This is a genomic window from Vibrio sp. sp1, assembly GCF_016920955.1.
Taxonomy (GTDB): Bacteria; Pseudomonadota; Gammaproteobacteria; order Enterobacterales; family Vibrionaceae; genus Vibrio; species Vibrio alginolyticus.
This window is the reverse complement of record NZ_CP060589.1, coordinates 2,916,485-2,940,615: the sequence shown is the minus strand read 5'-3', so window position 1 is coordinate 2,940,615 and position 24,131 is coordinate 2,916,485. Positions and strand designations below refer to the sequence as shown.

Below are 24,131 nucleotides of genomic sequence, written 5' to 3'. Positions count from 1 at the left end.
CGCTCAACAGAAATGTAACCGACAACATGTCCGGATAATTAGGCCGCGCATTATACCCAACTCATCTCACGATGGAATACCACTAACGATGTTTACACACCATCACTTTCGCTTACTTTTTGATGACCAGGTGAAAGGCTGACGTTTTGGTGCTGACGAGAAATTTCAAAGTAGATATGCATATCAATCGGCTCAGGTGTATTGAGTAGCATCTTACCTACTTCACGTTGGAAATGACCATAATTACCTAGCTCATCCGTTAGTTCTAGGAGCTCGTAAGAGGCTTCATCGGCAAACATTCCATACGCATACTGATAATGACTGATATCCTTGCTCTTATCATAACCCAGCTTTTGAAGAGCTTGATCAATCTCTTCCGGCGTATAAATGTCTTTATCACCAAACGAATGCAGTAGCACGCAAGGAACTTCTTGAGCTATGCTCTGAATCTTTGTCTTTCTCTTGAAAATACCGAACATAATGTCCTCCACTGACGATGTTTCCAAATATGCACATTAATGCAAAATGGTGAGCTGATTGTTTTTAGTATGGCTCATTAATTTGAGACTTCCTTACTACGAAGTCACCTTCACATATTAACGTGATCGCATAATTACCAGCAAATAGTACACACTGCGTTTCAAACCTATCTCATCAGAAACTCTGCTTTAGTCACAATTGTGTGACAACCCCGAGTACGGTTTACCATAATGTAAAGAGTAGATTGAAAAGTCGGATTTCGTATCGACATCTAAACTTAATTAAGTTAGCTTTAGAAGTATAGACGTCTAGATTGACTATACTTAGGGAGAGAAAGTCGTGCCAATTAGAATTCCAGATCAATTACCAGCTACCGATGTATTAAGGACAGAAAACATCTTCGTGATGAGTGAAACGCGTGCAGCGAGTCAGGAAATACGTCCTTTAAGAGTGCTGATCCTTAATCTGATGCCAAAAAAAATAGAGACTGAAACTCAGTTTCTGCGTCTACTCTCAAACAGCCCACTACAGGTTAACGTCGAATTACTGCGCATTGATAACCGCCCGAGTAAAAATACGCCAACTGAACATTTAGACACGTTTTATCGCCAATTTGAAATGGTGAGAGATAAAAACTTCGATGGCATGATCATTACTGGAGCTCCATTAGGTTTGGTGCAATTTGAAGATGTCATTTATTGGGATCATCTCAAAACCATCATGGAGTGGGCAAAAGATCATGTGACATCCACTCTTTATGTTTGCTGGGCTGCGCAAGCAGGACTAAAGCTACTCTACGATCTACCTAAAAAAACGCGTAAAGAAAAACTTTCAGGCGTGTATCATCACCAAATCCATCATCAATTTCACCCTATCTTACGTGGATTTGATGACACGTTTTTGGCTCCTCACTCGCGTTACGCAGATTTTTCGCCTCACTTTCTAGAAGAGCATACTGACTTAGACATTTTAGCGACATCGGATGTCGCAGGTGTGTACTTGGCCACCACAAAAGACAAACGCAATGTCTTTGTCACAGGACACCCTGAGTATGATTCTCACACCTTACATAATGAATATATCCGAGATTTAAGCGAAGGTATGGAGCCCGCTATTCCTGTCAACTATTACCCAAACAACAACCCAGATAACCCACCAATTGCAAGCTGGAGAAGCCATGGACACCTCCTCTTTTTAAACTGGCTGAACTACTGTGTTTATCAGCAAACACCGTACGACCTCGATCACTTCAGTGAAGATGCTTTCACTAAAGACGATTAGCTTCAAAATAAGCAAACAAAGCACTCATCATTACCGAAATGTAATATGTGAACCAAGCCGCCATATGGCGGCTTTTTCATAACAGTTTGCAAACCTGATCGCATAGTGTTTTTTCCTCAATAGGCTTTTGCTAAGTAATTCATATCATGCAGAAAGATTCAGGGATGTAGGGATAAAGAATGAAAACAGCAAAGCTCGGTGCACTAATATTATTGTCTCAGTTTGCACTCGTGGGTTGCGTGACGGTGAAAGAAGATGGAAGCCCTGTCGTTAAAGCCGATCCTGTGGCAATGGCAGAATCACGTATCGCACTTGGCTTAGGTTATTTAGACGGCGGTAACATGATTCGCGCGCATGATAACTTACAACAAGCCTTAAACCACGCACCTCAATACTATCGCGCGCAATTATCTATGGCTCACTACTACGAAACGGTTGGTGAAGATATTAAAGCCGAACAGATGTATAAACGCTCTCTACGCCAACACACTAAAAACGGAAATGTGCTCAATAACTACGGTACTTTTCTTTGCAAGCGAGGTGCCTTCGAAAAAGCCGATCAGATGTTTAATCGAGCCATTGAGCAGCCTTATTACTACCTTATTCCAGCGAGCTATGAGAATGCAGCTTTTTGTGCTCTAAAATCACAAGATAAAGACAAAGCGAGATACTACTTTACTAGAGCTATCGATCATGATCCCCATAGACCAAAATCGATTTTGCAACTCGCTAAAATAGAAATTGATAGCGGTGATTATACTGAAGCTAGAATTCGATTAATGAGATTCAATCAAATGTATGGCGTGAAGAAGCCCTCTTTGCAACTCATGATTCAACTTGAACGTGCAGCAGGCAATGAAGCTCTCGAGAAAAAGTATCAAAAACAATTGGAAAAATTTTCTTAGTACAAAATAGCGATACATAAGGCGCATTAGCTCACAGCCAATACAGCGCTTGACCAAGAATCCAGTGAATTCAGACTCACGGTGATACATTCATCCTGTACATAAACGTCAAATTCGGTACTATTTGAACGGAATAAGTGACCAAGTCACATTATAAAAAGTGCGCACACAACGAAATTTGTACATCATACTGTTTTTAAGATTGATTTCGGCACATTGATAAATACTAAATATTACTGACATGCACCAGAAGGAAGTTGAAGCCGGATGAAACCTGCCTGCACTCTGTTATTACTCACTTTGCTGAGTTCACCTTTTGTCGTCAGTGCACAAGATAATATTGAGAAAACATTCACGTTTGGCATTGTGTCGAATAAAGCCCAAAGCAAAATCAAAAAAGCGACGCCCCTTACCCAGTATGTAACTGAAAATATGGCTGAATATGGTTACGCAAAAGGGGCGGTAAAGGTATTTAAAAATTATCGTCAGCTCGCGGTTGCGCTTGAAAATGGCACCGTTCAAATTGCAACGGCGACCCCCTTTAATGCGATGACCTTAGAAAAGGAGTCTAATAGCCAAGTCCTCGCTATACGATGGAAAAAAGGCCTGCAAAAATATCATACGGTGTTCTTTACTAATAAAGAGAGTGGCATTGAGTCATTTTCTGACCTGCGCGGAAAAACGCTTGTTTTCGAAAAGCGCACGTCTACCAGCAGCTATTACCTACCTGCGATTACATTGCTGAATCACGGAGAAAAACTGCAATACCTTCCCTCTCCTGATGACAAACCGGCCAAAGACAGCATTGGTTATTTATTCCTTGATGAGCAACTCGCTCAGTCAAATGAAATCAACCTATCTGTATGGGTATATAAACAGAGAGTTGCAGCAGGAGCATTCAGTAACTTCAACTGGAACAATCCCAAAGATTTGCCAGAGAACATGAAAGACAAACTAGCGATTTTTTCTCGTTCTGTTGAAATACCCAGGGATTTAATTCTCGCTTCTCCAAGCATGAGCCTAGAGCAACAGCGTAAAATCACGTCCATACTGCTTGATATGGATACAACTCACGAAGGCTCTCTCGCACTTAAAAAGTTTCAGAACACCAAAAAATTCAGCGCGCTTACTCCAGAAATGCGAGCCTCCTTAAGTACAGTGCGCAAGTCAGTTCACTTGTTACCGAAGGTGGATTGATGTTTCAAAAGCTCTCACTCGAAACCAAATACATTTGCTCGACAATGTTCGTTGTCTTGTTTGTTGTGGTGATAAATCTTGCGTTATACATGCACGGTTACGATGCGTATTCAAATAGCTTAACTCAACAGATCACGAACAACTCTCAAGAAAAAACAGAATCTTACGTTAAGCAAAAAGGGTTGGTTTATGCAGAGCTATTATCAAAACAGCTTTTTGATCCACTCTATACAGACAATATCAGTCAAGCGTATGAGCAAATTAAGGCAACATTGAGCCAGCCAGATGTCTCGAAAATACATGTTGTTGACAATGAAGGGCTAATCTTTCACGACGGCACTACTCAGCTAAGGATGTTTGCCCAACCTCATTACCGCTCTCCTTTTATTTTGAAAGCAATAGAAGAATCTAGAACTCTCGTTTCCTTTTCCAAGCATCAGTTGGAGATCGCAGCGCCGATTCAGCAATCAAACATTACTCTTGGGGCGGTGTATCTTGAGCTTAACTTGATACATCTACTGGAAGAGAAAGAACAGAACATTGAACAAGTCCAAGCGATTACCTCAAACGATAAACAGAAGATGTTTAACTTGCTGCTAACGATCAGTGGGATATCCGTTCTATTCGGTAGCATCATCGCTTATGCTTTGGGGCGGTCGTTAACTAAACCACTCAAGCAACTAAAAGATCAATTTTCAGAGTCAAATACCCAAGCGCTGCCAGTCACCGACATACAAAGCAAAGATGAAGTGGGAGAACTTATTTCGGCGTACAACAAAATGTCAAACAAAGTGAACCGATACACCAGCCGAGTTGAGTTCATGGCGTACCACGATATTCTGACTTCCCTGCCAAACCGAGAAAAGTTACTCATTGATATTCAAACGCAAATAACTGACCACAAATCCCCCTCACTCGCGGTTGTGTTTATTGACTTGGATGACTTTAAGCACATTAACGATAACTATGGACATAACATTGGGGATAAATTGCTAGGCCATCTTGCCTCAGAGCTTCAAAGCCGTTTGCCGAGTTATTTTAAGCCGCTTTACCGCCTTTCTACCATCGTAAGTCGAGTAGGTGCGGACGAATTTGTACTGGCCTTTCCGTGCTCGGACAATCATGAAGCTAGAGAAAAAGCGCACGCTATTCATCGCCAACTACTCTCTCCCTTTAGTTTGGAAGAGAACGATATTCAAATTACGGCAAGCCTCGGAATTGCTGTGTATCCAGAATTTGGTTCAAACGCTGAGTCTCTTTTACAGCTTTCCTCTCTTGCGGCGCAGGAATCTAAAAGACGCGGTAAAGACATTATGACGATATACGATTCCACGTTTGATGAAACGATTAAACAACGTTTATACATAGAACGAGAACTGCGTCGTTCAGTACGTGACTTGTCTCAATTCGAGCTGTGGTATCAACCACAATTTGATCTAAAAACCTATCGCCTAATTGGGGTCGAAGCATTGGTTAGGTGGAATCATCCCGAGAAAGGCTATATCAGTCCAGAATCGTTTATCCCGATCGCAGAGCAAAGTGATTTAATATTGGAGCTTGGAGAACATATCATTGAGACGGCAGTTGCTCAGCGGGCAATTTGGGCAGAACATTTCGGTACTGATTTTCACATCGCATTAAACTTGTCCCCAAGACAAATCTATCGCCAAGATTTAAGTCAATTATTTTCTAAGTATTTACGACGACATGATGTCGCCCCTCAAACCATTCATGTTGAAGTGACAGAGTCACTTTTTATTGATGATACAGAGAAAGCTCAATATGTGCTTAAAAAACTACAAAGTATCGGAGTGGAAGTTTGGCTAGATGACTTTGGTACGGGGTATTCAGCCCTTGCCTACCTACAACATATGGCTTTTGACGGGCTCAAGATTGATCGTTCATTTATCGCTCAAATCCGAAAAAGCGATCAAGACGATTCATTAGTTCGCGCGATTGTATCCATGGCTCACAACCTAAGAATGAAAGTAGTAGCCGAAGGCGTAGAAACTCAAACTCAACTCACACGAATGGAGTCTCTCCACTGTGACGTCGTACAAGGCTTTTTCTTAGGTAGGCCTGTACCTGCTGAGGAATTGATTGCATTTGAATACCAACGAGGGAGTGGCGCTCAAAGCGTCAATCACTTTGCTTAGAACGCCGTTTTGTTAACTATTGCCGCTTAGCGCGTTAGTACTCGTAATGCAATATCGGTCACACTTCCCCCACCTCATTAATATGAATTTTCTCTTAAAATCTAACATCTGAGATAAATAAACTACACTTTTCATATCAACTTCTTGGATATGGAAATGCGCGTGGTAGGAATCTTTTCTTGGAACAACCTGTCGGTAAAACAAAAGCTATTTGGGTTGGTTTTGCTGCCAATTTTATTGTTGCTTGTCCTCGCGGGTAAACATGTACAAAGCCTTTCTATCCAGGCTCAGGAACTACAAAAAGCACAGTTATTCTCTGTCTACATCGACCGCGTATCTTCGCTTTATCACCTACCGAATAACCCTGATGTAATAGATAAGCAACTAAAAACTCAGCAGATATCTCAATTGTTACGCGACACCGCTGCACCAGTATTCGGTGAAAACGCTGAGATACTAAACCAGTTGACAAGCTTTGAGGAAGCAACCCTCTCGATGCTCTCTTCGCAAAATCAAGAAGAAAAGTTAGATGCGGCAGAGTGGCGCGCTGATACGTTCAAAGAAATCCTCATGAGCTTAGACAAAGTCTATTTTAGAAATGTGAGTTATGAAACAAACACTCACCTTTCTTCTTTGATGCAACTTGAATGGTTGATGTTTTGGTCCACTGAAGAGCATAGATTAAGCGAATATTTGATTCGATCTTCAGAGGAAAATAACGAGTATGACCTCACAACACAGGCTTCTATCCAATCTTTAATCCAGAACCAACAACTATTTCTAGAGCGTTTTGTGACGCTAAATGCCAATCAACAACAAGTAGATCTGCTCATTGAGACGTTTACGGGTGAAGTCTTTATCAAAAGCCAAGAGTTTCGTGCTTATTTATTGCAACCAGCTCAACTCAAATCATTAACCCCGGATGAGATTGATGCGGGGTTATCTGCACTCAACAAACGCTTATCGTTATTACAAAGTGTTGACGACAAAATGGAACAACAGCTGAGTGATGATATATCAAAGACAATCAACACGACGACACAGCACCGCTTTACCTTTATCGCAATGATGAGCCTTTTAACGCTGTTGGTCGTAAGTTTAACGCTAAGATTGGTGCGAAAAGTTACTGGAAACTTGAATCTAGTCCTCAAATTTCTCAGTAACGAAAGCAATGAACAAAGTAACACTGAAAATTCACCTCTTGCTCAACTAATAAAGGGTAAAGACGAGCTGAGTAAGTTTGCTCGAGAGGTAAAAAAGCTTAGTGATGAGCGGATGTTGTCCAGACTAAAGCTCACACAAGCTAAAGAAGATGCAGAACAAGCAAAAGATGATGCAATTAAGGCGAGTAAAGCCAAAAGTAGCTTTTTGGCCAACATGTCCCACGAGATCCGCACGCCGCTAAATGGCGTTATTGGCATCTCTGAAGTGTTATCCGATACTTCCCTGACTGCCACACAACGCGATTACGTCGACACGATTGAAACCTCCTCCCAACTGCTTTTGAGTTTAATTAATGACGTTCTAGACTTCTCAAAAATTGAATCTGGGATGTTGCTCATTAGCCCACATTCAACTTGTGTTCGAGAGTCTATCTATGACATTGCTTCTATCATTTCACCGAAAGCAAAGGAAAAAGGCATCGATGTGCAAGTCAACATTAGCCGTAACACGCCTTACCACGTAATGTTGGATGACCATCGTATACGCCAAGTTGTCATGAACTTCATGTCTAACGCGGTAAAATTTACCGAACAAGGCAGTGTAGAGCTATCGGTCATCACCCGCGAAATTAAAAATGGTGAAGCGGTCATCGAGTTTTCCGTTAAAGATTCTGGGATTGGTATTGATGCCCAGCAGCAAAAGAAAATATTTGCTCCATTTGCCCAAGAGGATAACTCTACTACCCGACAATTTGGGGGAACTGGACTTGGGCTTGCCATTAGCACGCAATTAGTTGAGCTAATGGGTGGAGAAATTCAACTTGAATCCGAGAAAGGTAAAGGCAGTCGCTTCTTCTTTGAACTAACTGCTCCTGTTGTGACGCAAGAGTTTAACGCTTATCACGCTCTGAATCACAACGATATATGGATTGTATGCAGCAGTACTCAACTAGAACAAAAACTGCGTAACGAGTTAAGTTTTTTCAACATCAATATAACGCAGTCAGTAGATACCTTAAGTGCGTTGCCAACGTGGATTGATAACGAGCGCGTTATCGTTATTCATGTAGAAGCATCACCAAATGCAGCGGCGATGCATATCGATGAGATAGAAAGCCTTTGTAAACGAAACATTCGTGTCTGCCTCATCAAGCACCTTCATAGCCCACAATTCGACTTTAGAAACAGTATCAGCGCCTTGGTCACTCAGCCACTACTAGGGCAGCGCTTAATTAAAGCACTTGAAAGTTGTGCGGCAAATTTCTCGCACGCACAACAAGAGAGCACTTCAGCGCAACATGTTAAATCTCTGCCGAAAATTTTGGTTGTTGATGACAATACGGTCAATCAAAAAATCGCGGGGCTACACGTCACAAAAGCTGGCTTCGACTTTGATGTCGCTGTAAACGGACAAGAAGCGGTTGAGAAATTTCAACAGAATCAATACAGCCTAATTTTAATGGACTGCATGATGCCCGTAATGGATGGATTTGAAGCCACCCAAATAATTCGTCAAATAGAAGTAAAAGAAAAACGCGCTTTCAGAATTCCGATTATTGCTCTAACGGCAAGTGTGGTCGATGACGATATACAAAAATGCTTTGACGTTGGAATGGATGACTATGTGCCCAAACCGTTTAAAGCAGGGTTGCTTAAAGAGAAGTTAGATAAGGCAATTGGGTTACGTGTTTCCAACACGACGCCTGCTGAACCACACCAAGAGAACACCACCCCCGATAAAACTCATGAACTACCTGCAAGTTCTGAGCAACCAGAAGCAACGGTAACGCCTATTCGCTCCGAACGCATCTTGCTTGTCGAAGATAATAGAGTGAACCAGAAAGTGGCTTCTCTATTGCTATCTAAAGCAGGCTATCAATTCGAAGTCGCAGAAAACGGACAAATTGCAGTCGAAATGTTCCAAAAAGATGGAAAGTTTGATGTTATTTTGATGGATTGCATGATGCCCATAATGGATGGGTTTGAAGCTTCTAGGCAAATTAGAGCTTATGAAGCGAGTAAAGGATTAGCTAAGACGCCCATTATCGCATTAACAGCAAGCGTCGTTGATGATGATATTCAACGCTGCTTTGATTCAGGAATGGATGCCTACGTACCAAAGCCTGTGCGCAAAGAAAAACTGTTGTATCAAATTGAACAAGCAATGTAGGTGGATTCTATGAGTAGAAATCATTCTCGCGTTGCTTTTCCTTTGCGTTACATAAAACGCTATCTGTTCATTCTGATTGCCCTTCTTTCATTAAATTGCCAAGCTCTCGCTGCAGAGAGCTACGCCGTTTTCTCATTTAATGACGAATTCTCTCCGCTCACTGTCAATAAAGCGCGAAAGTTGTACAGAGGGAAGACGCAACTTTTACAAGGCCAGCGAATTGAACTCTCTGACTGGCCTGCGACATCAACAGAAAGAGCTGAGTTCTATCGTTATCTTCTCAACAAAAATTTAGCGCAAATGAACGCGCATTGGGCAAGCTTGTCTTTTTCAGGTAAAGCTAGACCGCCAAAAGTGATTGCACGCTCCAGCATTGATGACCTCATAGCATGGATGCAAGAGAAGCCGAATAGAATTGGTTATGCCCCAACATCGAGCGTCCCTAGTAATGCTCATGTTTTATGTGTGGTTAGCTCGGAGAATTGATATGAAAAAATATTTAACCATGTTATCGCTGAGTATCGCGACCTTTCCGAGCTCAGCCACGATTGAACTAACAGAACAACTTTCTTTAAGTGGTTTTGGCTCTACTTCGTGGGCAAAATCCGATAACCCAACTACGTTACTAGTTAACCGCTTTATTGGCGATGAATCTTGTTTCGATTGCGATACCACTTTCGGCATGCAGCTCGATTATTTTCACAAGGCATTTCGGGCATCCGCACAAGTCGTAAAGCGCCCGCAAGACCATTGGAGCTCGCCTCAGCTCGAGTGGGCGTATTTGGCTTATACCTATCAAAACATAGAAATACGAGGAGGACGCTTAAGACTGCCACTGTTTTTGATGTCTGAGTACAACTATGTCGGCCACGCTTTTACCCAAGCCCGCCCACCGAATGAGGTATATGACAGCATTCTAGGTATCACGGCTTATAACGGCCTATCTGCACGCTGGATTCATGACCTCAATGAGCAAATCGTACTTACTGCCATGCCGTTTGTCGGGTTTAAAGACAATAGTGACGTAACCATCAATGAACGTACTGAATTGGAAATTGAGTCAAACAATACTGCAGGGATGAACTTAACGCTAAGCGGAGAGAGCTATCGTTGGAATTTTTCCTACCTCCACGGCGATTATGATCAAACAACGACGCTCTCTAACATTGAGCAGTCCACTCCCGGTGGCGGAACCACAATCATTGACCGTCTAGTTGAAACAGAAAAAAACAACACGATCGATCTGTTCTCTCTAGGGTTAAGATACGAGCTCGATAACATTGTGATTATGGCAGAAGGACAGACCAGCAATCTTTCCTCATCTTGGTACGCGACAACAAGTTATAATGTAAACAAGCTGACTCCTTATATTGTTTACGGTCAGCAGTTTAATAGTCGGGATAAAAAAAGTGGAGACAGTTTCTTACTCGGATTGAGATACGACCTAGATTACAACGTTTCCCTAAACGCAGAATGGCAAAGGTTCAACGCCTACAATAATAGCTCTGGCGCGTTTTCATCAGCCCCAAAGGATGACAGTGCGAGCCTTTATACGCTAATGCTCAACTTCGTTTTTTAATGTTTCTTACAGTACCAACTTCCACAACACTGGGGGCTGTTTGTTGTATTAAGAAGGCTTTTTGCAACACGTAACTAAACGCTAAACAACTGGAAGGGATAGAATCGATCAGATAGGTAAGTGGCAATCCAAACAGAGACAAAGGTTACTCTATTTCGGTTTATTTTGATTGCCTTTTAACCGCTTTTCTTTGCGTCGCAGTGCCCGGAAAAACTTTGACTCTTCGTGGTACCAACCAAGGACACTAATTGGAAAGCCCACGAGCATCATAATAAAAACATCCGCTGGGAGTTGTTCCCAAATGTCGCTTAAAGAATGCAGCTCTCCAAAAATGAACAAACCGATGACTTTACCAAGCAGTAATGCACAACAAATCATAAAGAAGGACTTTAATATATAGTGCCATTTGCCTTTTTTACGCTCTTCTCTCCAATAGGCATATTTATATTGTCGATCGTACATTCATCCCCCCCTAAAGTAAACTTGCCGTAAGTTTAAGCATCTCGATAGCGTAAAGTGCGTTGGCACCTCTTTAATCATAGTGCGTATCTAAAGTGAATGCTTGTCGTGGCAATAAGAAGGAGAGGTATTCTGTAGTAAGAGCTACATAATCTCTGAACGTTATATGTCTTGTGTCATTCGGATGATGCCTGATTTTGCTTATCGCTAGTGTTTTCTGAACACCCAAATCGGGCCGATGAGTAGAAACTGTAAATCCTCAAAAAACGACGGTTTTTTACCTTCAATCTTGTGACCGATAAATTGCAATATCCACAATACGCCAAACAAAAGCATAGAAATATGCAGAACGGGCAACATCAATACCTCTAGAGACCAAATAAGGCCAATGCACGCTAATGTGTAGCCGATCATCATCATGAATACGCTCAGAGACAAACGAAAATAGAAAACCCAAGTGGGGATCACCGCTACCCAAACCCAATTAAGTTCGAAGCCTAATAATGAAATCTGGGGAATCGACCAAATAAGTCCAACCACAGAAAGGTAAATACCTGGAACTGCGATTGTGTGAATCTTTTGGTTGATAGGGTTTTGGTGACTCTCACCATATTCTTTTAGCCATTCAGATAATGCTCGCATATCATTCCCCTTTTCCACCTTCTTATTCTTATATAGCCCGAGGATGAAAAAGGTGCGAATTTTTCCGTAAAGGCTACGAGCAACGAGCGACAAGACAACAGAGGCCAGTGCGTTGCCGATTACTCACCAAGCAACGCTCGTTGTGCTTTCGGCAGCTTGGCAACGACAAGAGCATAAGAGCGTTCACACAAATCTTGAATCAACCCATCCTCGACATCACCGTTAAAATAAACCGTTATCCAATGACGCTTATTTAAGTGATAACCCGGGATAATATCCGTAAACTGCGACGTTAAGACTTCTCCATCTTCTGGTTTTACTTTTACGCTGACATACTCCCGACCGTTTCTCTCTGCAATGATGGCAAACATCTTGCCTTTGATTTTGTATACAACCGCTTCAGGCCCAAATGGGAAATCACTTTCTGCACACATGAAGGTACTTAAGTATTGTTCTAGTTCTTTGCTTTTCATATCCCCTACCTCCTTCTGCGTTCTCACTCAAATTGTGGCAATAGCAATTTTAACGCCTGGTTAACCTGCGCTTTTTCATTGCCTTCTAGACCATGCAATAACGATTGCTGAACGTCTACATGCTCCAAAATTAGCTTGTCAATTAAGGTTAAGCCTTGCTCTGTTAGTTCAACGGTGACGCTACGTCGGTCTTCTTTACTATGGGTTCTGGTAATAAACCCTTTCTTCTCAAGTTTATCTAAGCGATTGGTCATCGCACCCGAAGTGAGCATCATCGACTCTATTAACGCTGAAGGAGTAAGACAATATGGTGAACCAGCTCGACGCAGTGTCGCTAACACATCAAATTCACCCATTTTCAGATCGTACTTCTTATGTAGCTCGGCGACCCTAGATTCCATGTGTTTTGCAATTCGCATTAGTCGACCCATTATTGCCATCGGTTCAGTGTCGAGGTCTGGCTTCTCCCTAGCCCACTGCTCTACCACTCTATCAATTGCATCCATTATTTCTCTCCAAACATCATATATTTTTTATTTTAACATAAAGATACTTTACAAAAAGCCACCTTGCCGATATCGTTACATTTAATTATCTCTACATAAAGATATTTAACATGAACATTTTACTTGCGATGATTCCTGCCTTTTTTTGGGGGACGACTTACGCTGTTACTCAGTTTACTCTACCGGACTGGCCTCCCGTTTTACTTGGCGCTCTAAGGGCACTGCCTGCGGGTCTTTTGTTGCTGGCAATAAAGCCCTCGTTTCCAAAAAGAAGTGAGTGGAAGGTGCTGCTTGTTTTAGGAACCATCAACATCGCTTGCTTCTTTGGTCTTATTTTTGTCATGGCGTTAACGCTTCCTTCTGCCATCTCTGGTGTTGGTATGGTTTCGGTCCCCGTTTTTGCGATGCTGTTTGGTTGGGCGGTCTACAAACGTCAACCTAGTGGCATTCAAGCGATAAGCGGCGCAACTTTGATTGCTTTAGCTTGGTTCTTATTTGATCCTAGCTCTATTTCTCTCGACCCCGTGGGCTTACTTGCGATGATCTCCGCCATTATGTGCATCGTGATAGGAAGTAGCGTAACAAAGTCACTAGGTACAAAAATGCACTGGTGGACAGTGTTAACATGGCAGCTCATTTTGGGTGGCGTGATTATGTCTATCGCAACAAGTGTGCAGGCGATAAACAATCCAGAGCCATATGCTACGGTCGTTCAGGACGTATCCATGACGAATATTCTAGGGTTACTGTGGGTAATTATTCTGAACACCGCATTAGGGTATGGCATGTATGTATGGTTATTACAGCGGATGTCGGTCGTAGATTTTACCTTTGGTGGTATTGCAAACCCAGTCGCAGGCATTGTTTCGGGCCTACTGCTATTGGGGGAAACGTTCACTCCTCTGCAATACAGCTTAATGCTGGGAATGATCGTAATGTCATTACTACCTCAGCTCATTACGTCAATCAAAACGAAAAGAGCCGCACTCTCCTCCTAAGTAACGTTAATTCCTAACACTCTAGGAGTAATGAGAGTGTTAGGAATCCTCAAGCGTGAGCCCACCAGCAGAAATCAGCGCTAACCTAGGAAACTGGCACCTTTAAAGCGGGATGTTATGACGTTATGGCTATTAAGCACTTGCAAGGTTAGTCAGGGGCTCTGGTTTAGCGTAAACATAACCTTGAATAAGGTAAATCGCATGCTGAGCCAGGTATTCGACTTGAGCCTGGCTCTCTACACCTTCTGCAATCATCTCACATTCCGCTTTGTTCGCTGCAGACACAATTGAGTCTAGCACTTTCAACTTTTGGTCGTCAGATCCTATTGGATCAATGAACATCTTATCCACTTTTACACACCGGATGCCCAAATCTTGTAGGTAAGAAAAGCCACCATATCCGGTACCAAAATCGTCAATTTTGAACTTGTAGCCTTTATTCGTTAAATACAAAATCTCTTTTTTCGCGGCCTCAGTGTCTTTTACTGGTATTCTCTCGGTCAATTCAAAATGAATTCTATTAGAGATTGGCCAATTTAACTCCGACAGCAACTTCGTTAATACACCTGACTCTAAATGGGAGGAAACAATATTGATGCTGACCCACGTATGCTCGGGTAAGTCACTTAAGTCTTGTATGATTTTACGAATAAGCTGATTCGTCATCGGGATAATCAGGCCACTTTCTTCTGCAGCACCAATAAACATATTTGGTGGCACCATTCCATCACGCCGCGACCATCGAATCAGAGCTTCATATCCTACTGTCTTACCATCGCGACTATCGACAATCGCCTGGTAGTAAGGAATAAATTCTGCATTACTAATCCCATTTTCAATTAGACCTGTAATGGATTTTCTCAAGCTTTTACCAGATATGTATGCAAAGGCAGTCACAAGACCAGCAAGCACACTTACAAGACCGCCCCACAAAAGTACTCTTTCCTGAGCATAATTTTTAAGTTTTTCACCGCTGTATATCTTGATGAGCATGTTGGCTTGAGACTCTCCTGAAAAGAAAAACTCTTTTGAGAGTGCGCTTTCTTCTCCTGCAATATTCGCTTTGCCACGGCTTATCGTTAAATCACCAAATATTGGTTCATCATACTTAAACTCTACAAATAGGCAGTCTTTGCAAGGCGTTTTTATTACCTCGTTAACCCAACTGTTATCAAGCACCCAGAAAACTTCAACGTGTTCATTATCATAAATGACCATCCACTCTATTTGGTCATTCTGTTGCGGCAAAATAAGTGATGCGAAAAAGTTCTCATCCATCTGAAATCGTTCACTACTAGATGGGCGAGACACTTCACTACCAACCGTGGAACACGTTTTTCCGCCTTCTGTGGTCATCGCAATAAAACGAATGTAACGGTTATAAAAACGTGAGTCGCGTAAAGTTCTTACATCACTATCACTACAAGTAAAATCTAACTGAGCAATCTGCTTCACTATTGCTCCGTCCAAATAGGCAGACCTTTGATTTAAATAATCTACGTAAGCATCTATTTTCGACGCTTTTACCGAGTTGACGTAAAAGTTGGTTATCGAATGAAAGGCCACTACAAATATGGCGATGGGAACTAAGCCGAGTAAAGTGGCATACCTTGTATTCTTTGTTATCAAAGTTCGTCCTGCTAATCTGTCAAGCAACCTAAGTGGGATATGAATACTATCTCATTTTTATAGTCCAAAAAGTGAGGAATGACGCTCAATAAAATGATAGGCTCAAGTGGCTTTCAGATGTCGGGATTTAGAATGTGAGCACCAAACCACATTCGAGGAGAACAAAGTAGCGACTAAGTGGAAAGTAAGAACGAGCACAATTATTAAGTCATCCGTAATAAAAGTGACGACTTGGAGCTTGAGCAATGCTCTTTAGATAGGCAGCAGATACGCTAAAAAACAAAAAGGAAACGATTGATGTCAACCGCTTCCTTGATTTGTTATTGCTATTTAAAAGCGCGTGAATTACGCCACTTCAAGAATCACTTTTTTCAACTTATCTAGGCCTTCATTTAGCACGTCAGATTCGATGGTCAGTGGAGGTAACAGACGAATCACGTTCGCTTTTACTCCACAAGAAAGCAGGATAAGGCCGTTTTCTTGCGCTTTAGAAATCACCGCTTTGGTCATCTCTTGTAGCGGCTCACCCGTTTCAGGATCAGTAAATTCAATCGCCATCATCGCACCTGTAGTACGGATTTCACCGATAGCAGGCACTGACTGTTGCAGTTTTGTCATACGAGCATTGACCACTTCACCGATACCCATTGCTTTAGCACACAAGTTTTCTTCTTCGATAATTTTCAGTACTTCAAGACCAGCAACACAGCCAAGTGGCGAGCCCGCATAAGTGCCACCTAAACCACCAGGTAGTGCAGAATCCATCACATCCGCTTTCCCAACCACCGCTGAGATTGGGAAACCACCAGCAATGCCTTTCGCCATTGTCATTAGGTCAGGTTCAATGCCTAGGTATTCTGTTGCAAACATTTTACCGGTACGAGCAAACCCTGTTTGGATTTCATCGGCAATCAGCATGATACCGTGCTTGTCACATAGCTGACGCAAGCCTTGTGCAAACGCTTCAGGTGCTTTGTAGAAGCCGCCCTCACCTTGTACTGGCTCGAAGATGATCGCCGCAACACGTGATGGTTCAATATCACAAGCAAATAAATCGTCGATCGCTTGTAAGCTTTGCTCAACGCTGATGCCGTGAAACGCATTTGGGTAAGGCGCGTGGTAGATTTCGTTCGGGAAAGGACCAAAGCCCGCTTTGTACGGCGCAACTTTACCAGTTAACCCCATCGTCATGTTTGTGCGACCGTGAAAGCCGCCTTTAAACGCTATCACGCCGCTACGGCCTGTATGAGCGCGTGCCACTTTTACGGCATTTTCGACCGCCTCGGCGCCAGTGGTTAGAAAGATCGCTTTCTTCTTAGTCTCACCTGGTACAAGTTCTGTCAGCTTTTCAGCCAGCTCTACGAATGACGCGTATGGCGTAACCATCGCACACGTGTGTGAGAAATTGTCCAGCTGAGCTTTTACCGCTTCGCTAATGCGCTTGTGAGAATGCCCGGTGTTAGTTACCGCGATACCCGCTGCAAAGTCTATGTATTTGTTGCCTTCGATATCCCATACGTAAGCGTTTTCTGCTTTCTCTACGTAAAGTGGGTACAGTGCGCCCATGCCTTGAGCGATAACTTGGCTTCTTCTTTCGTGCAGTTGTTGGTTTGTCATTGTTTTGTCCTTAATTAGTTGCCGCCAAAGCAGAGATATTTCACGTCCATATATTCATCGATACCTTGTTTTGCTCCTTCGCGTCCGATGCCGGACTGCTTAACACCGCCGAAAGGAGCGACTTCAGTAGAAATCATGCCTTCGTTAATGCCAACCATGCCATATTCGAGCGCTTCTGCGATTTTCCAAACACGGTGGATGTTTTGGCTGTAGAAGTACGACGCAAGACCGTAAATGGTGTCGTTCGCCATTTCGATCAGCTGTGCGTCACTGTCAAAACGAATCACTGGCGCGACAGGGCCAAAGATTTCCTCGGAGACAATCTTCATGTCGTGAGTAACGTCTTTGAGAACCACTGGCTGCATAAATAGACCATCGAGCTTTTTAAGTTCTGAAACCGGCTTCGCGCCTTGCTCGATAGCACCATCAATAAGCGTCTGAATGCCTTGCTTCGCTGACTCGCTGATCACTGGACCAATGTTGACCCCCTCTTCCAATCCGTTACCAACTTTGAGCTGCTGAACCGCAGCGTCAAACTTAGCAACGAACTCGACATACACTTTGCTGTGTACGTAGAAACGGTTCGCACAAACACACGTTTGGCCTGCGTTACGGAACTTCGACGCCATCGCACCCGCCACGGCTGCATCAATGTCGGCATCATCGAATACGATAAACGGCGCGTTGCCACCGAGCTCCATTGAGGTACGTTTAATGTCCGCCGCGCTTTGCTGCATCAGCACACTACCAACTTGGGTAGAGCCAGTGAAAGACAACTTACGAATCAACGGATGCGAAGTGAAGATAGCACCGACCTGACGGGAGTTTTCCCCCAATACCACTTGCAGCACATCGCGAGGGATACCCGCTTGATAGGCAAGCTCTGCGACCGCAAACGCAGACAGCGGCGTAGATTCAGATGGTTTTACGACAAAGCTACAGCCTGCCGCTAAAGCTGGACCTGCTTTGCGCGTGATCATCGCAATTGGGAAGTTCCACGGTGTAATCGCACAGGCGACACCAATTGGCTGTTTGATGGTCACCAAACGCTTGTCTGCACTTGGGGCAGGAATCGTCTCACCGTAGGTACGTTTCGCTTCTTCAGCAAACCATTCGATAAAGCTCGCACCGTAAAGCACTTCACCTTGAGCTTCCGCTAGCGGCTTACCTTGCTCTAACGTCATCAAACGGCCAAGGTCGGCTTTGTTTTCTAACAGAAGTTGGAACCAACGATTGAGCATGCCAGCACGCATTTTTGCTGGCAGTGCCGCCCACTCTTTCTGCGCCACACTGGCACGTTCAATGCCATTTAAAATGTCGTTTTCGGTTGAGACTGGTGCGTACCCGAGGAGTTCTCCGGTCGCCGGATTAGTCACTGCAATGCCCTGTTGTGGATTCGCTACCATAAACGAAACAAGGCTTTGGTTTTGTATCTGTTGCATGGTCATTCCTTTTGACAACTCATCATCGCCGCTAAGCCAGCGGCGAGTTTATGTTTAAGCAGGGATCTGCTGCGTAATACAGTGAATGTTCCCTCCGCCGAGTAGAACCTCTCTCGACGGTATCGCGATGATTTGGTATTCCGGCATCGCGTTTTGCAAAATATCGATCGCCATAGCGTCGGTCTCTTCGTCCAGCATCGGCAAGAACACATGCTCGTTGACGATAAGAAAGTTGGCATAAGAGGCACTTAGGCGTTCGCCAGCTTGTCGACTCATTCCTGAACTGGCGTCAATGCCATTGGCTTCACGCTCGCTGTAATGCAACGGACCCGGTAATGGCAAACGGACAATTTCAATCTCGCGCCCTCTCGCATCGTGCTGAGATTTCAGTACTTGTTCCGCTTGACGAGATAACGCGTATTGCGGATCGCTTGGGTCATCGGTCCAACTTAGTACCACTTTACCCGGGGCGATAACGTGCATCAGGTTGTCGATATGGCCGTCTGTTTCGTCATTGAATAAACCATTTGGCAACCAAATGACTTTTTCGATACCGAGGTACGCCTTTAACTGCTCTTCGATTTGCGCTTTGCTCAACTGCGGATTACGTCCTGGGCTGAGTAAGCACTCCTCTGTGGTGTAAAGGGTGCCTTCACCATCGGTGTGAATCGCCCCACCTTCAAGTACAAACGGTGCGCGGTAATAATCAATACCGATGATGTCGCACACCGAGCCAGCGACAAGATCGTCCTGCTGCCAGTTGTCGTAAAGCCCGTTGTATTCGCCGCCCCACGCGTTGAATTGCCAACTAATCCCACGGCGCTCGCCCGCTCGGTTAACAAGCACGGTCGGCCCGATATCGCGCATCCACGCATCGTTAAATGGGATTTCCACCAAACGTACGTCTGAGTGGAGCATTTGACGCGCTCGGTCAAAGTTGTGCGAGCATACCGCCACGCACACATTGGTCACATCCGCGATTAAGTTCGCGATTCTGGCAAAGGTTTCTTGCGCGGGTAATGCGTCATCACGCCAGTTGTCTTTCCTTTCTGGCCACGCTAGCCAAACTTCACTAACTGGCTGAAACTCAGCCGGAAAATAGAAGCCATCTTGCGCTGGTGTTGTCGATAACTTCATTTTAACGCCTCTTTAAACGGCTAGTTTGCCAACGCTGGTGTAAAGGTCTGGACGACGGTCGCGGAACAAGCCCCACGCGTGACGCGCTTTCGCTGTCGTAGCTAGGTCGATTTCTGCGTAAATGATGGTTTCACCTTGACGCGGTGCTTCGGCAATTTTTGCACCAGTGTGGTCAGTGATAAAAGAAGAGCCGTAGAACGTCGTCTCGATACCATCATCGACTTCAGTGCCCACTCGGTTTGACGCAATCACTGGAACGAGGTTTGCTGCCGAGTGACCTTGCATTGTACGTTGCCAGTGGTCACGTGAATCCAGTGTCGGATCTTGAGGCTCAGAACCGATTGCAGTTGGGTAAAAAATCGCTTCCGCGCCGTGCAGAGCCAAGCTGCGTGCAAGCTCTGGAAACCATTGGTCCCAGCAAATGCCAGCACCGAACTTACCGAACTTGGTTTGCCACACTTTGAAACCGGTATCGCCAGGGCTAAAGTAGTACTTCTCGCTGTAGCCCGGGCCGTCAGGAATGTGTGACTTGCGGTAGTTATCTAGTACCGTGCCATCGGCATCTATCATTACTAGCGAGTTAAAAAACGTATTGCCCGCTTTTTCAAAGTAGCTGACAGGAATCACCACGCCGAGCTCTTTAGCCAACGCACTCATCTCTTTAATAAGACGACAATTCTCCGTTTCTTCTGCAAGCTCGAAATACTTCGCTTCTTGTTTTTTGCAGAAGTAAGGCGCAGCGAACAGCTCTTGCGGAAGAATCACGTTCGCACCGTTTTGTGCTGCTTCACGAATCGCCTTTTTTGCTTTGGCTAGGTTATCTTCCAGATCCCAGCTTTTCGTCAGTTGAAGGGCTGCAAATTTCACCACTTTGCTCATTGGATATTCCTTATCTCTTAAATCGCCAGTTTGTCACGTAGGTTGTAGTAAGCCGCGCCCATTGCCGTAAACGGAATTTGGAAGTGGCGGCCACCCGGGAAGGAGTAATGTTTCAGTGCAGCAAACGCGTCGAAACGTTCAGCGTGTCCGGTCAGAGCTTCGGCCAGCAACTTACCTGCTAGGTGAGTACACGTTACACCGTGACCGCTGTAGCCTTGTAGGTAGTAAATGTTGTCTGCAAACGAGCCAAATTGCGGCATGCGTGAGTAAGTCAGCAAGAAGTTACCTGTCCAAGTGTAATCAATCTTGATGCCTTTCAATTGTGGGAAGACTTTCTCCATCTTCGGACGAATCAATGCTTCAATGTTTTCTGGGTCACGTGCGCCGTAAACCACGCCACCTCCGAACAACAAACGCTTGTCGGCGGTTAAGCGGAAGTAATCAAGCAAGTAGTTACAGTCTTCAACGCAGTAGTCACTGGTCAGCACTTGTTTTAGCTGCTCATCACTCAAAGGCTGAGTCGCCACCACTTGTGTGCCACACGGAATCGCTTTGTTGCTGATGTTAGGTGCCAAACCACCAAGGTAGGCGTTACCTGCCAGTACCACGTACTTGCTCTTCACGCTGCCTTTCGCCGTTTTCACTACTGGGTTAATCCCTTTGTCAATCGACACGACCGCCGACTGCTCAAAGATTTGACCACCTAGAGACGTAAACGCAGCGGCTTCACCTAATGCCAGTTTTAGCGGATGAATGTGACCACCGCGCATATCCAGCAAACCGCCAGTGTACACTTTCGTACCTACCGCTTGTTCTACCTCTCCTGCGTCAAGCAGAGTCAGTTGGTCGTTGCCGTAACGCTCCCAGTTCTTCTTATGTTCTTCTAGCCCTTTGAGTTGTTTACTGTTCAGTGCCGTGAACAAGCCGCCTTGCTTGTAATCACAGTTGATGTCGTATTTGTCGATCAGACCACGGATGATATCGCCGCCTTCAAAAATCATATCGCACAGAGCTTTGGCTTGGTTTTGGTCGTAACGGCTTTCAATCACGTCAACATCTCGGCTGTAGCTGTTAACGATTTGACCACCGTTACGACCAGTTGCTCCAAAGCCCACTTTTGCGCTTTCTAGCACAACGACTTTAAAACCTTTTTCTGCAAGGTGTAGTGCAGAAGAAAGACCAGAAAATCCCGCACCGACTACACACACATCGCACTCGATGTCGTTTTGCAACTGTGGGTATTCCGGCATGTTTGGCACAGAGTGCGCGTAGAACGAATCCGTATGCTTGTTCATAGAACTATTCCTTTATTTATCGTAATCGTCAGCAGGCTTAAGGATGGAGGCGAATCCAAGTGGTTTTGGTTTCGGTGAATTTTTCAATCGCGTGGAGAGACTTGTCTCGACCATTTCCGCTCATTTTGAATCCGCCAAATGGGACCGTCATATCACCTTCGTTGTAGTTGTTGACCCAAACCGAGCCGGCTTGCAGTCGTTTTGCTACGCGATGAACGCGGTTGATATTGCTGCTCCAAAGTGCAGCACCTAAGCCGTACTTCGAATCGTTAGCGATCTCAATTGCTTGCGCTTCGTCTTTGAATGGAATGACACACAGCACCGGACCAAAAATTTCCTCCTGAGCGACACGCATCTTGTTGTCGACGTTGTCTAAAATGGTTGGGGAAACAAATGCACCTTGCCCATCGACATCGCCGCCACAACGTACGTTTGCACCTTCTGATTCACCTAACGAGATGTATTCCAATACTTTTGATTTATGATCTTGATCGATAAGCGCTCCCATGGATGAACTTGGGTCCATTGGGTCTTTTGGCGTGAACGCTTTCGACGCTTGAATAACTTTTTCTAAGAACTGATCTTTGATGCTTTCGTGAACAAGCAGGCGGGTTGCCGCGACGCACACCTCACCTTGGTTGTAGAAACACCCTGCGGCGGTTTCTGCTGCTGCGCGGTCTAAATCATCACAATCTTCAAACACGATGTTCGCGTTCTTGCCGCCCGCTTCTGCAAACACGCGCTTTAGGTTGCTCTCACCCGATCTGACCATCAGTTGGCCTGCAATGCGCGTCGAGCCTGTGAAGGCGATGCAGTCTACGTCTTGGTGTTTCGCCAGCGCGTCGCCAGCTTCATGACCAAAACCCGTAATGACTTGGAAAACGCCTGTTGGTAAGCCCGCTCGAGAAGCAAGTTGACCTAGAAATATCGCGGTGAGAGAAGATTTTTCTGACGGTTTTAGAATCACGCTGTTACCAGCGGCTAAAGCAGGACCAAGCTTCCAGCACGCAAGCCAAAGGGGGAAGTTCCACGGTACAACCGCAGCAACCACACCAATTGGTTGATGAGAAATAAAAGCGTGTACATCTTTTTCGGTTGGGGCAACTTCGCCGTATACTTTGTCGATTGCTTCTGCGTACCAGCGTAATGCACTCGCCGCGCCAGGAATATCGGTAGAGAAGCTGTGAGAGATAGGCTTACCGGTATCAAGCGTTTCTAGCAGAGCCAATTCTTCTTGGTGTTGATCAATCAAGTCAGCAAACTGTTTAAGCACTGCTTTGCGATGAGCTGGGCTGCTCTCGCTCCACTGACCGGATTGAAATGCTTGGCGAGCGTATGAAACCGCGAGATCAACATCTTCATTTTGGCAACGGGCGATTTCGGTGAATATCTCATCTGTTGCTGGGTTAACTACCGGGATGGTTTGCCCTGTTAAAGCGGCACTGTATTCACCGTTAATGTACGCCCTGTTTTCGATGTTTAGATTGTTTTTTAGTTCAATCCATTGCTCTTGGGTTTTCATACGCTCTCCTTGTGATCACACAAGGCAAGCCCCCACTAAAATGTGGTTGGCGTATGCGCACTTATCATTCGACAAGCCTTGTCTGTGTGATTTGTAAATCGATGGGGCTTCGTCGTATCAATAATGTACGACTCGCCCGCTGTTATGACATGAGATTGCCCTTTATATTCCAGAGTGATTTCACCCTCTAATACGGTGCCAATCTCTTCGCCTTCGTGTTTGATTTCTGCCGCACCAGTGGTTCCATAAGGTGCGTATTCCTCGATCAAGAATCCGATGACTTGATCTTTGTCGCCATTCGTTACCAGTTTCATGGACACCGTCTCGCTCCCGATTTCCACAAGATCTGACGGCTTGATGACTACTTTCACTTCATCGTTCGAAGGTTGTTCAAAAGTGAAAAACTCTGATAACGATAAAGAAAATACATTAACGATTTTTTGTAGTGAGCTGACCGACGGGCTCACTTTGCCATTTTCAATGGATGAGATTGCACTGTGGGTAATACCAGCGCGCTCGGCTAGTTCCCTTTGTGACAATCCATGTTTTTTTCGTAACTGAACAATATTTTTACCAATCTCTTGATTGTCCATTCATACAG

General features: G+C 44.5%; 21 protein-coding genes. 8 read left to right on the top strand and 13 right to left on the bottom strand.

Annotated features, from left to right (window positions below; genetic code table 11):
• Window positions 1-92 precede the first annotated feature (92 nt).
• Window positions 93-479 (bottom strand): DUF6559 family protein, encoded by a 387-nt coding sequence (locus H9L11_RS13760; protein ID WP_005377791.1) that lies wholly within the window; start codon window positions 477-479, stop codon window positions 93-95.
• A gap of 340 nt (window positions 480-819) precedes the next feature.
• On the opposite strand from H9L11_RS13760, the gene metA reads away from it, so the two are divergent.
• From metA to H9L11_RS13725, 7 genes are all read left to right on the top strand, one after another.
• On the top strand, window positions 820-1,761 hold the full coding sequence (gene metA, locus H9L11_RS13755) for a homoserine O-succinyltransferase (protein ID WP_005377792.1): 942 nt from the start codon (window positions 820-822) through the stop codon (window positions 1,759-1,761).
• Between the two features lie 179 nt (window positions 1,762-1,940).
• The gene (pilW, locus tag H9L11_RS13750; protein WP_033905207.1) at window positions 1,941-2,666 is read left to right on the top strand and encodes a type IV pilus biogenesis/stability protein PilW; all 726 of its coding nucleotides are present in this window, start codon (window positions 1,941-1,943) and stop codon (window positions 2,664-2,666) included.
• 267 nt (window positions 2,667-2,933) lie between these two features.
• Window positions 2,934-3,863, top strand: a complete 930-nt coding sequence (locus H9L11_RS13745) for a phosphate/phosphite/phosphonate ABC transporter substrate-binding protein (protein ID WP_033905206.1) — start codon at window positions 2,934-2,936, stop codon at window positions 3,861-3,863.
• Window positions 3,863-6,019 carry a GGDEF domain-containing phosphodiesterase gene (locus tag H9L11_RS13740; protein ID WP_033905205.1) on the top strand — a complete coding sequence of 719 codons (2,157 nt, stop codon included), beginning with the start codon at window positions 3,863-3,865 and terminating at the stop codon, window positions 6,017-6,019. Before H9L11_RS13745 ends, H9L11_RS13740 begins: the two co-directional genes overlap by 1 nt.
• 156 nt (window positions 6,020-6,175) lie before the next feature.
• Window positions 6,176-9,352 (top strand): response regulator, encoded by a 3,177-nt coding sequence (locus H9L11_RS13735; RefSeq protein WP_080276910.1) that lies wholly within the window; start codon window positions 6,176-6,178, stop codon window positions 9,350-9,352.
• A 9-nt stretch (window positions 9,353-9,361) separates the two neighbouring features.
• Window positions 9,362-9,838, top strand: a complete 477-nt coding sequence (locus H9L11_RS13730) for a hypothetical protein (protein WP_017633987.1) — start codon at window positions 9,362-9,364, stop codon at window positions 9,836-9,838.
• Between the two features lies 1 nt (window position 9,839).
• Window positions 9,840-10,931, top strand: a complete 1,092-nt coding sequence (locus tag H9L11_RS13725; protein WP_193837416.1) for a sulfate ABC transporter permease — start codon at window positions 9,840-9,842, stop codon at window positions 10,929-10,931.
• Window positions 10,932-11,081: 150 nt separating this feature from the next.
• Here the strand turns inward: H9L11_RS13725 and H9L11_RS13720 are convergent, their stop codons facing one another.
• The 4 genes from H9L11_RS13720 to H9L11_RS13705 all read right to left on the bottom strand — a co-directional run bounded on the left by H9L11_RS13720 (window position 11,082) and on the right by H9L11_RS13705 (window position 13,011).
• Window positions 11,082-11,393 (bottom strand): hypothetical protein, encoded by a 312-nt coding sequence (locus tag H9L11_RS13720; RefSeq protein ID WP_005377799.1) that lies wholly within the window; start codon window positions 11,391-11,393, stop codon window positions 11,082-11,084.
• Window positions 11,394-11,597: 204 nt separating this feature from the next.
• Window positions 11,598-12,032 carry an Mpo1-like protein gene (locus H9L11_RS13715; protein ID WP_005377800.1) on the bottom strand — a complete coding sequence of 145 codons (435 nt, stop codon included), beginning with the start codon at window positions 12,030-12,032 and terminating at the stop codon, window positions 11,598-11,600.
• Between the two features lie 119 nt (window positions 12,033-12,151).
• Window positions 12,152-12,505, bottom strand: coding sequence for an MmcQ/YjbR family DNA-binding protein (locus H9L11_RS13710; protein ID WP_005377801.1), 354 nt, complete (start codon window positions 12,503-12,505; stop codon window positions 12,152-12,154).
• A gap of 23 nt (window positions 12,506-12,528) precedes the next feature.
• Complete coding sequence (locus tag H9L11_RS13705; RefSeq protein WP_053350391.1) at window positions 12,529-13,011, bottom strand: MarR family transcriptional regulator; 483 nt, start codon at window positions 13,009-13,011, stop codon at window positions 12,529-12,531.
• 110 nt (window positions 13,012-13,121) lie between these two features.
• Here H9L11_RS13705 and H9L11_RS13700 point away from each other — a divergent pair, with 110 nt between their 5' ends.
• Entirely contained in the window at window positions 13,122-14,009 is an 888-nt protein-coding gene (locus H9L11_RS13700; protein WP_033905202.1) for a DMT family transporter, read from the top strand.
• Between the two features lie 132 nt (window positions 14,010-14,141).
• Here the strand turns inward: H9L11_RS13700 and H9L11_RS13695 are convergent, their stop codons facing one another.
• The 8 genes from H9L11_RS13695 to puuR all read right to left on the bottom strand — a co-directional run bounded on the left by H9L11_RS13695 (window position 14,142) and on the right by puuR (window position 24,123).
• Complete coding sequence (locus tag H9L11_RS13695) at window positions 14,142-15,464, bottom strand: EAL domain-containing protein (RefSeq protein WP_081107508.1); 1,323 nt, start codon at window positions 15,462-15,464, stop codon at window positions 14,142-14,144.
• A 519-nt stretch (window positions 15,465-15,983) separates the two neighbouring features.
• Window positions 15,984-17,255, bottom strand: coding sequence for a 4-aminobutyrate--2-oxoglutarate transaminase (gene gabT, locus H9L11_RS13690; protein WP_205390838.1), 1,272 nt, complete (start codon window positions 17,253-17,255; stop codon window positions 15,984-15,986).
• A 14-nt stretch (window positions 17,256-17,269) separates the two neighbouring features.
• Window positions 17,270-18,697 carry an NAD-dependent succinate-semialdehyde dehydrogenase gene (locus H9L11_RS13685; protein ID WP_005377806.1) on the bottom strand — a complete coding sequence of 476 codons (1,428 nt, stop codon included), beginning with the start codon at window positions 18,695-18,697 and terminating at the stop codon, window positions 17,270-17,272.
• Window positions 18,698-18,751: 54 nt separating this feature from the next.
• On the bottom strand, window positions 18,752-19,834 hold the full coding sequence (gene aguA, locus H9L11_RS13680; RefSeq protein WP_005377807.1) for an agmatine deiminase: 1,083 nt from the start codon (window positions 19,832-19,834) through the stop codon (window positions 18,752-18,754).
• 12 nt (window positions 19,835-19,846) lie between these two features.
• Window positions 19,847-20,713 (bottom strand): N-carbamoylputrescine amidase, encoded by an 867-nt coding sequence (gene aguB / locus H9L11_RS13675; RefSeq protein ID WP_047100674.1) that lies wholly within the window; start codon window positions 20,711-20,713, stop codon window positions 19,847-19,849.
• 17 nt (window positions 20,714-20,730) lie between these two features.
• A complete protein-coding gene (locus H9L11_RS13670) occupies window positions 20,731-22,008 on the bottom strand; it encodes an FAD-binding oxidoreductase (RefSeq protein WP_005377810.1) in 1,278 nt (425 codons plus the stop codon).
• 37 nt (window positions 22,009-22,045) lie between these two features.
• The gene (locus tag H9L11_RS13665; RefSeq protein ID WP_170897120.1) at window positions 22,046-23,530 is read right to left on the bottom strand and encodes an aldehyde dehydrogenase; all 1,485 of its coding nucleotides are present in this window, start codon (window positions 23,528-23,530) and stop codon (window positions 22,046-22,048) included.
• A gap of 35 nt (window positions 23,531-23,565) precedes the next feature.
• Window positions 23,566-24,123, bottom strand: coding sequence for an HTH-type transcriptional regulator PuuR (puuR, locus tag H9L11_RS13660; protein WP_005377813.1), 558 nt, complete (start codon window positions 24,121-24,123; stop codon window positions 23,566-23,568).
• Between the last annotated feature and the right edge of the window lie 8 nt (window positions 24,124-24,131).

Excerpts from the sequence above, each read along its gene's own strand:
- H9L11_RS13725 (WP_193837416.1), top strand. The coding sequence starts at position 9,840 with ATGAAAAAATATTTAACCATGTTATCGCTGAGTATCGCGACCTTTCCG.
- H9L11_RS13685 (WP_005377806.1), bottom strand. The coding sequence starts at position 18,697 with ATGCAACAGATACAAAACCAAAGCCTTGTTTCGTTTATGGTAGCGAAT.
- H9L11_RS13705 (WP_053350391.1), bottom strand. The coding sequence starts at position 13,011 with ATGGATGCAATTGATAGAGTGGTAGAGCAGTGGGCTAGGGAGAAGCCA.
- aguA (WP_005377807.1), bottom strand. The coding sequence starts at position 19,834 with ATGAAGTTATCGACAACACCAGCGCAAGATGGCTTCTATTTTCCGGCT.
- H9L11_RS13740 (WP_033905205.1), top strand. The coding sequence starts at position 3,863 with ATGTTTCAAAAGCTCTCACTCGAAACCAAATACATTTGCTCGACAATG.
- gabT (WP_205390838.1), bottom strand. The coding sequence starts at position 17,255 with ATGACAAACCAACAACTGCACGAAAGAAGAAGCCAAGTTATCGCTCAA.
- aguB (WP_047100674.1), bottom strand. The coding sequence starts at position 20,713 with ATGAGCAAAGTGGTGAAATTTGCAGCCCTTCAACTGACGAAAAGCTGG.
- H9L11_RS13720 (WP_005377799.1), bottom strand. The coding sequence starts at position 11,393 with ATGTACGATCGACAATATAAATATGCCTATTGGAGAGAAGAGCGTAAA.
- H9L11_RS13710 (WP_005377801.1), bottom strand. The coding sequence starts at position 12,505 with ATGAAAAGCAAAGAACTAGAACAATACTTAAGTACCTTCATGTGTGCA.
- H9L11_RS13715 (WP_005377800.1), bottom strand. The coding sequence starts at position 12,032 with ATGCGAGCATTATCTGAATGGCTAAAAGAATATGGTGAGAGTCACCAA.
- H9L11_RS13730 (WP_017633987.1), top strand. The coding sequence starts at position 9,362 with ATGAGTAGAAATCATTCTCGCGTTGCTTTTCCTTTGCGTTACATAAAA.
- H9L11_RS13700 (WP_033905202.1), top strand. The coding sequence starts at position 13,122 with ATGAACATTTTACTTGCGATGATTCCTGCCTTTTTTTGGGGGACGACT.
- H9L11_RS13665 (WP_170897120.1), bottom strand. The coding sequence starts at position 23,530 with ATGAAAACCCAAGAGCAATGGATTGAACTAAAAAACAATCTAAACATC.
- H9L11_RS13745 (WP_033905206.1), top strand. The coding sequence starts at position 2,934 with ATGAAACCTGCCTGCACTCTGTTATTACTCACTTTGCTGAGTTCACCT.
- puuR (WP_005377813.1), bottom strand. The coding sequence starts at position 24,123 with ATGGACAATCAAGAGATTGGTAAAAATATTGTTCAGTTACGAAAAAAA.
- H9L11_RS13760 (WP_005377791.1), bottom strand. The coding sequence starts at position 479 with ATGTTCGGTATTTTCAAGAGAAAGACAAAGATTCAGAGCATAGCTCAA.
- H9L11_RS13670 (WP_005377810.1), bottom strand. The coding sequence starts at position 22,008 with ATGAACAAGCATACGGATTCGTTCTACGCGCACTCTGTGCCAAACATG.
- pilW (WP_033905207.1), top strand. The coding sequence starts at position 1,941 with ATGAAAACAGCAAAGCTCGGTGCACTAATATTATTGTCTCAGTTTGCA.
- H9L11_RS13735 (WP_080276910.1), top strand. The coding sequence starts at position 6,176 with ATGCGCGTGGTAGGAATCTTTTCTTGGAACAACCTGTCGGTAAAACAA.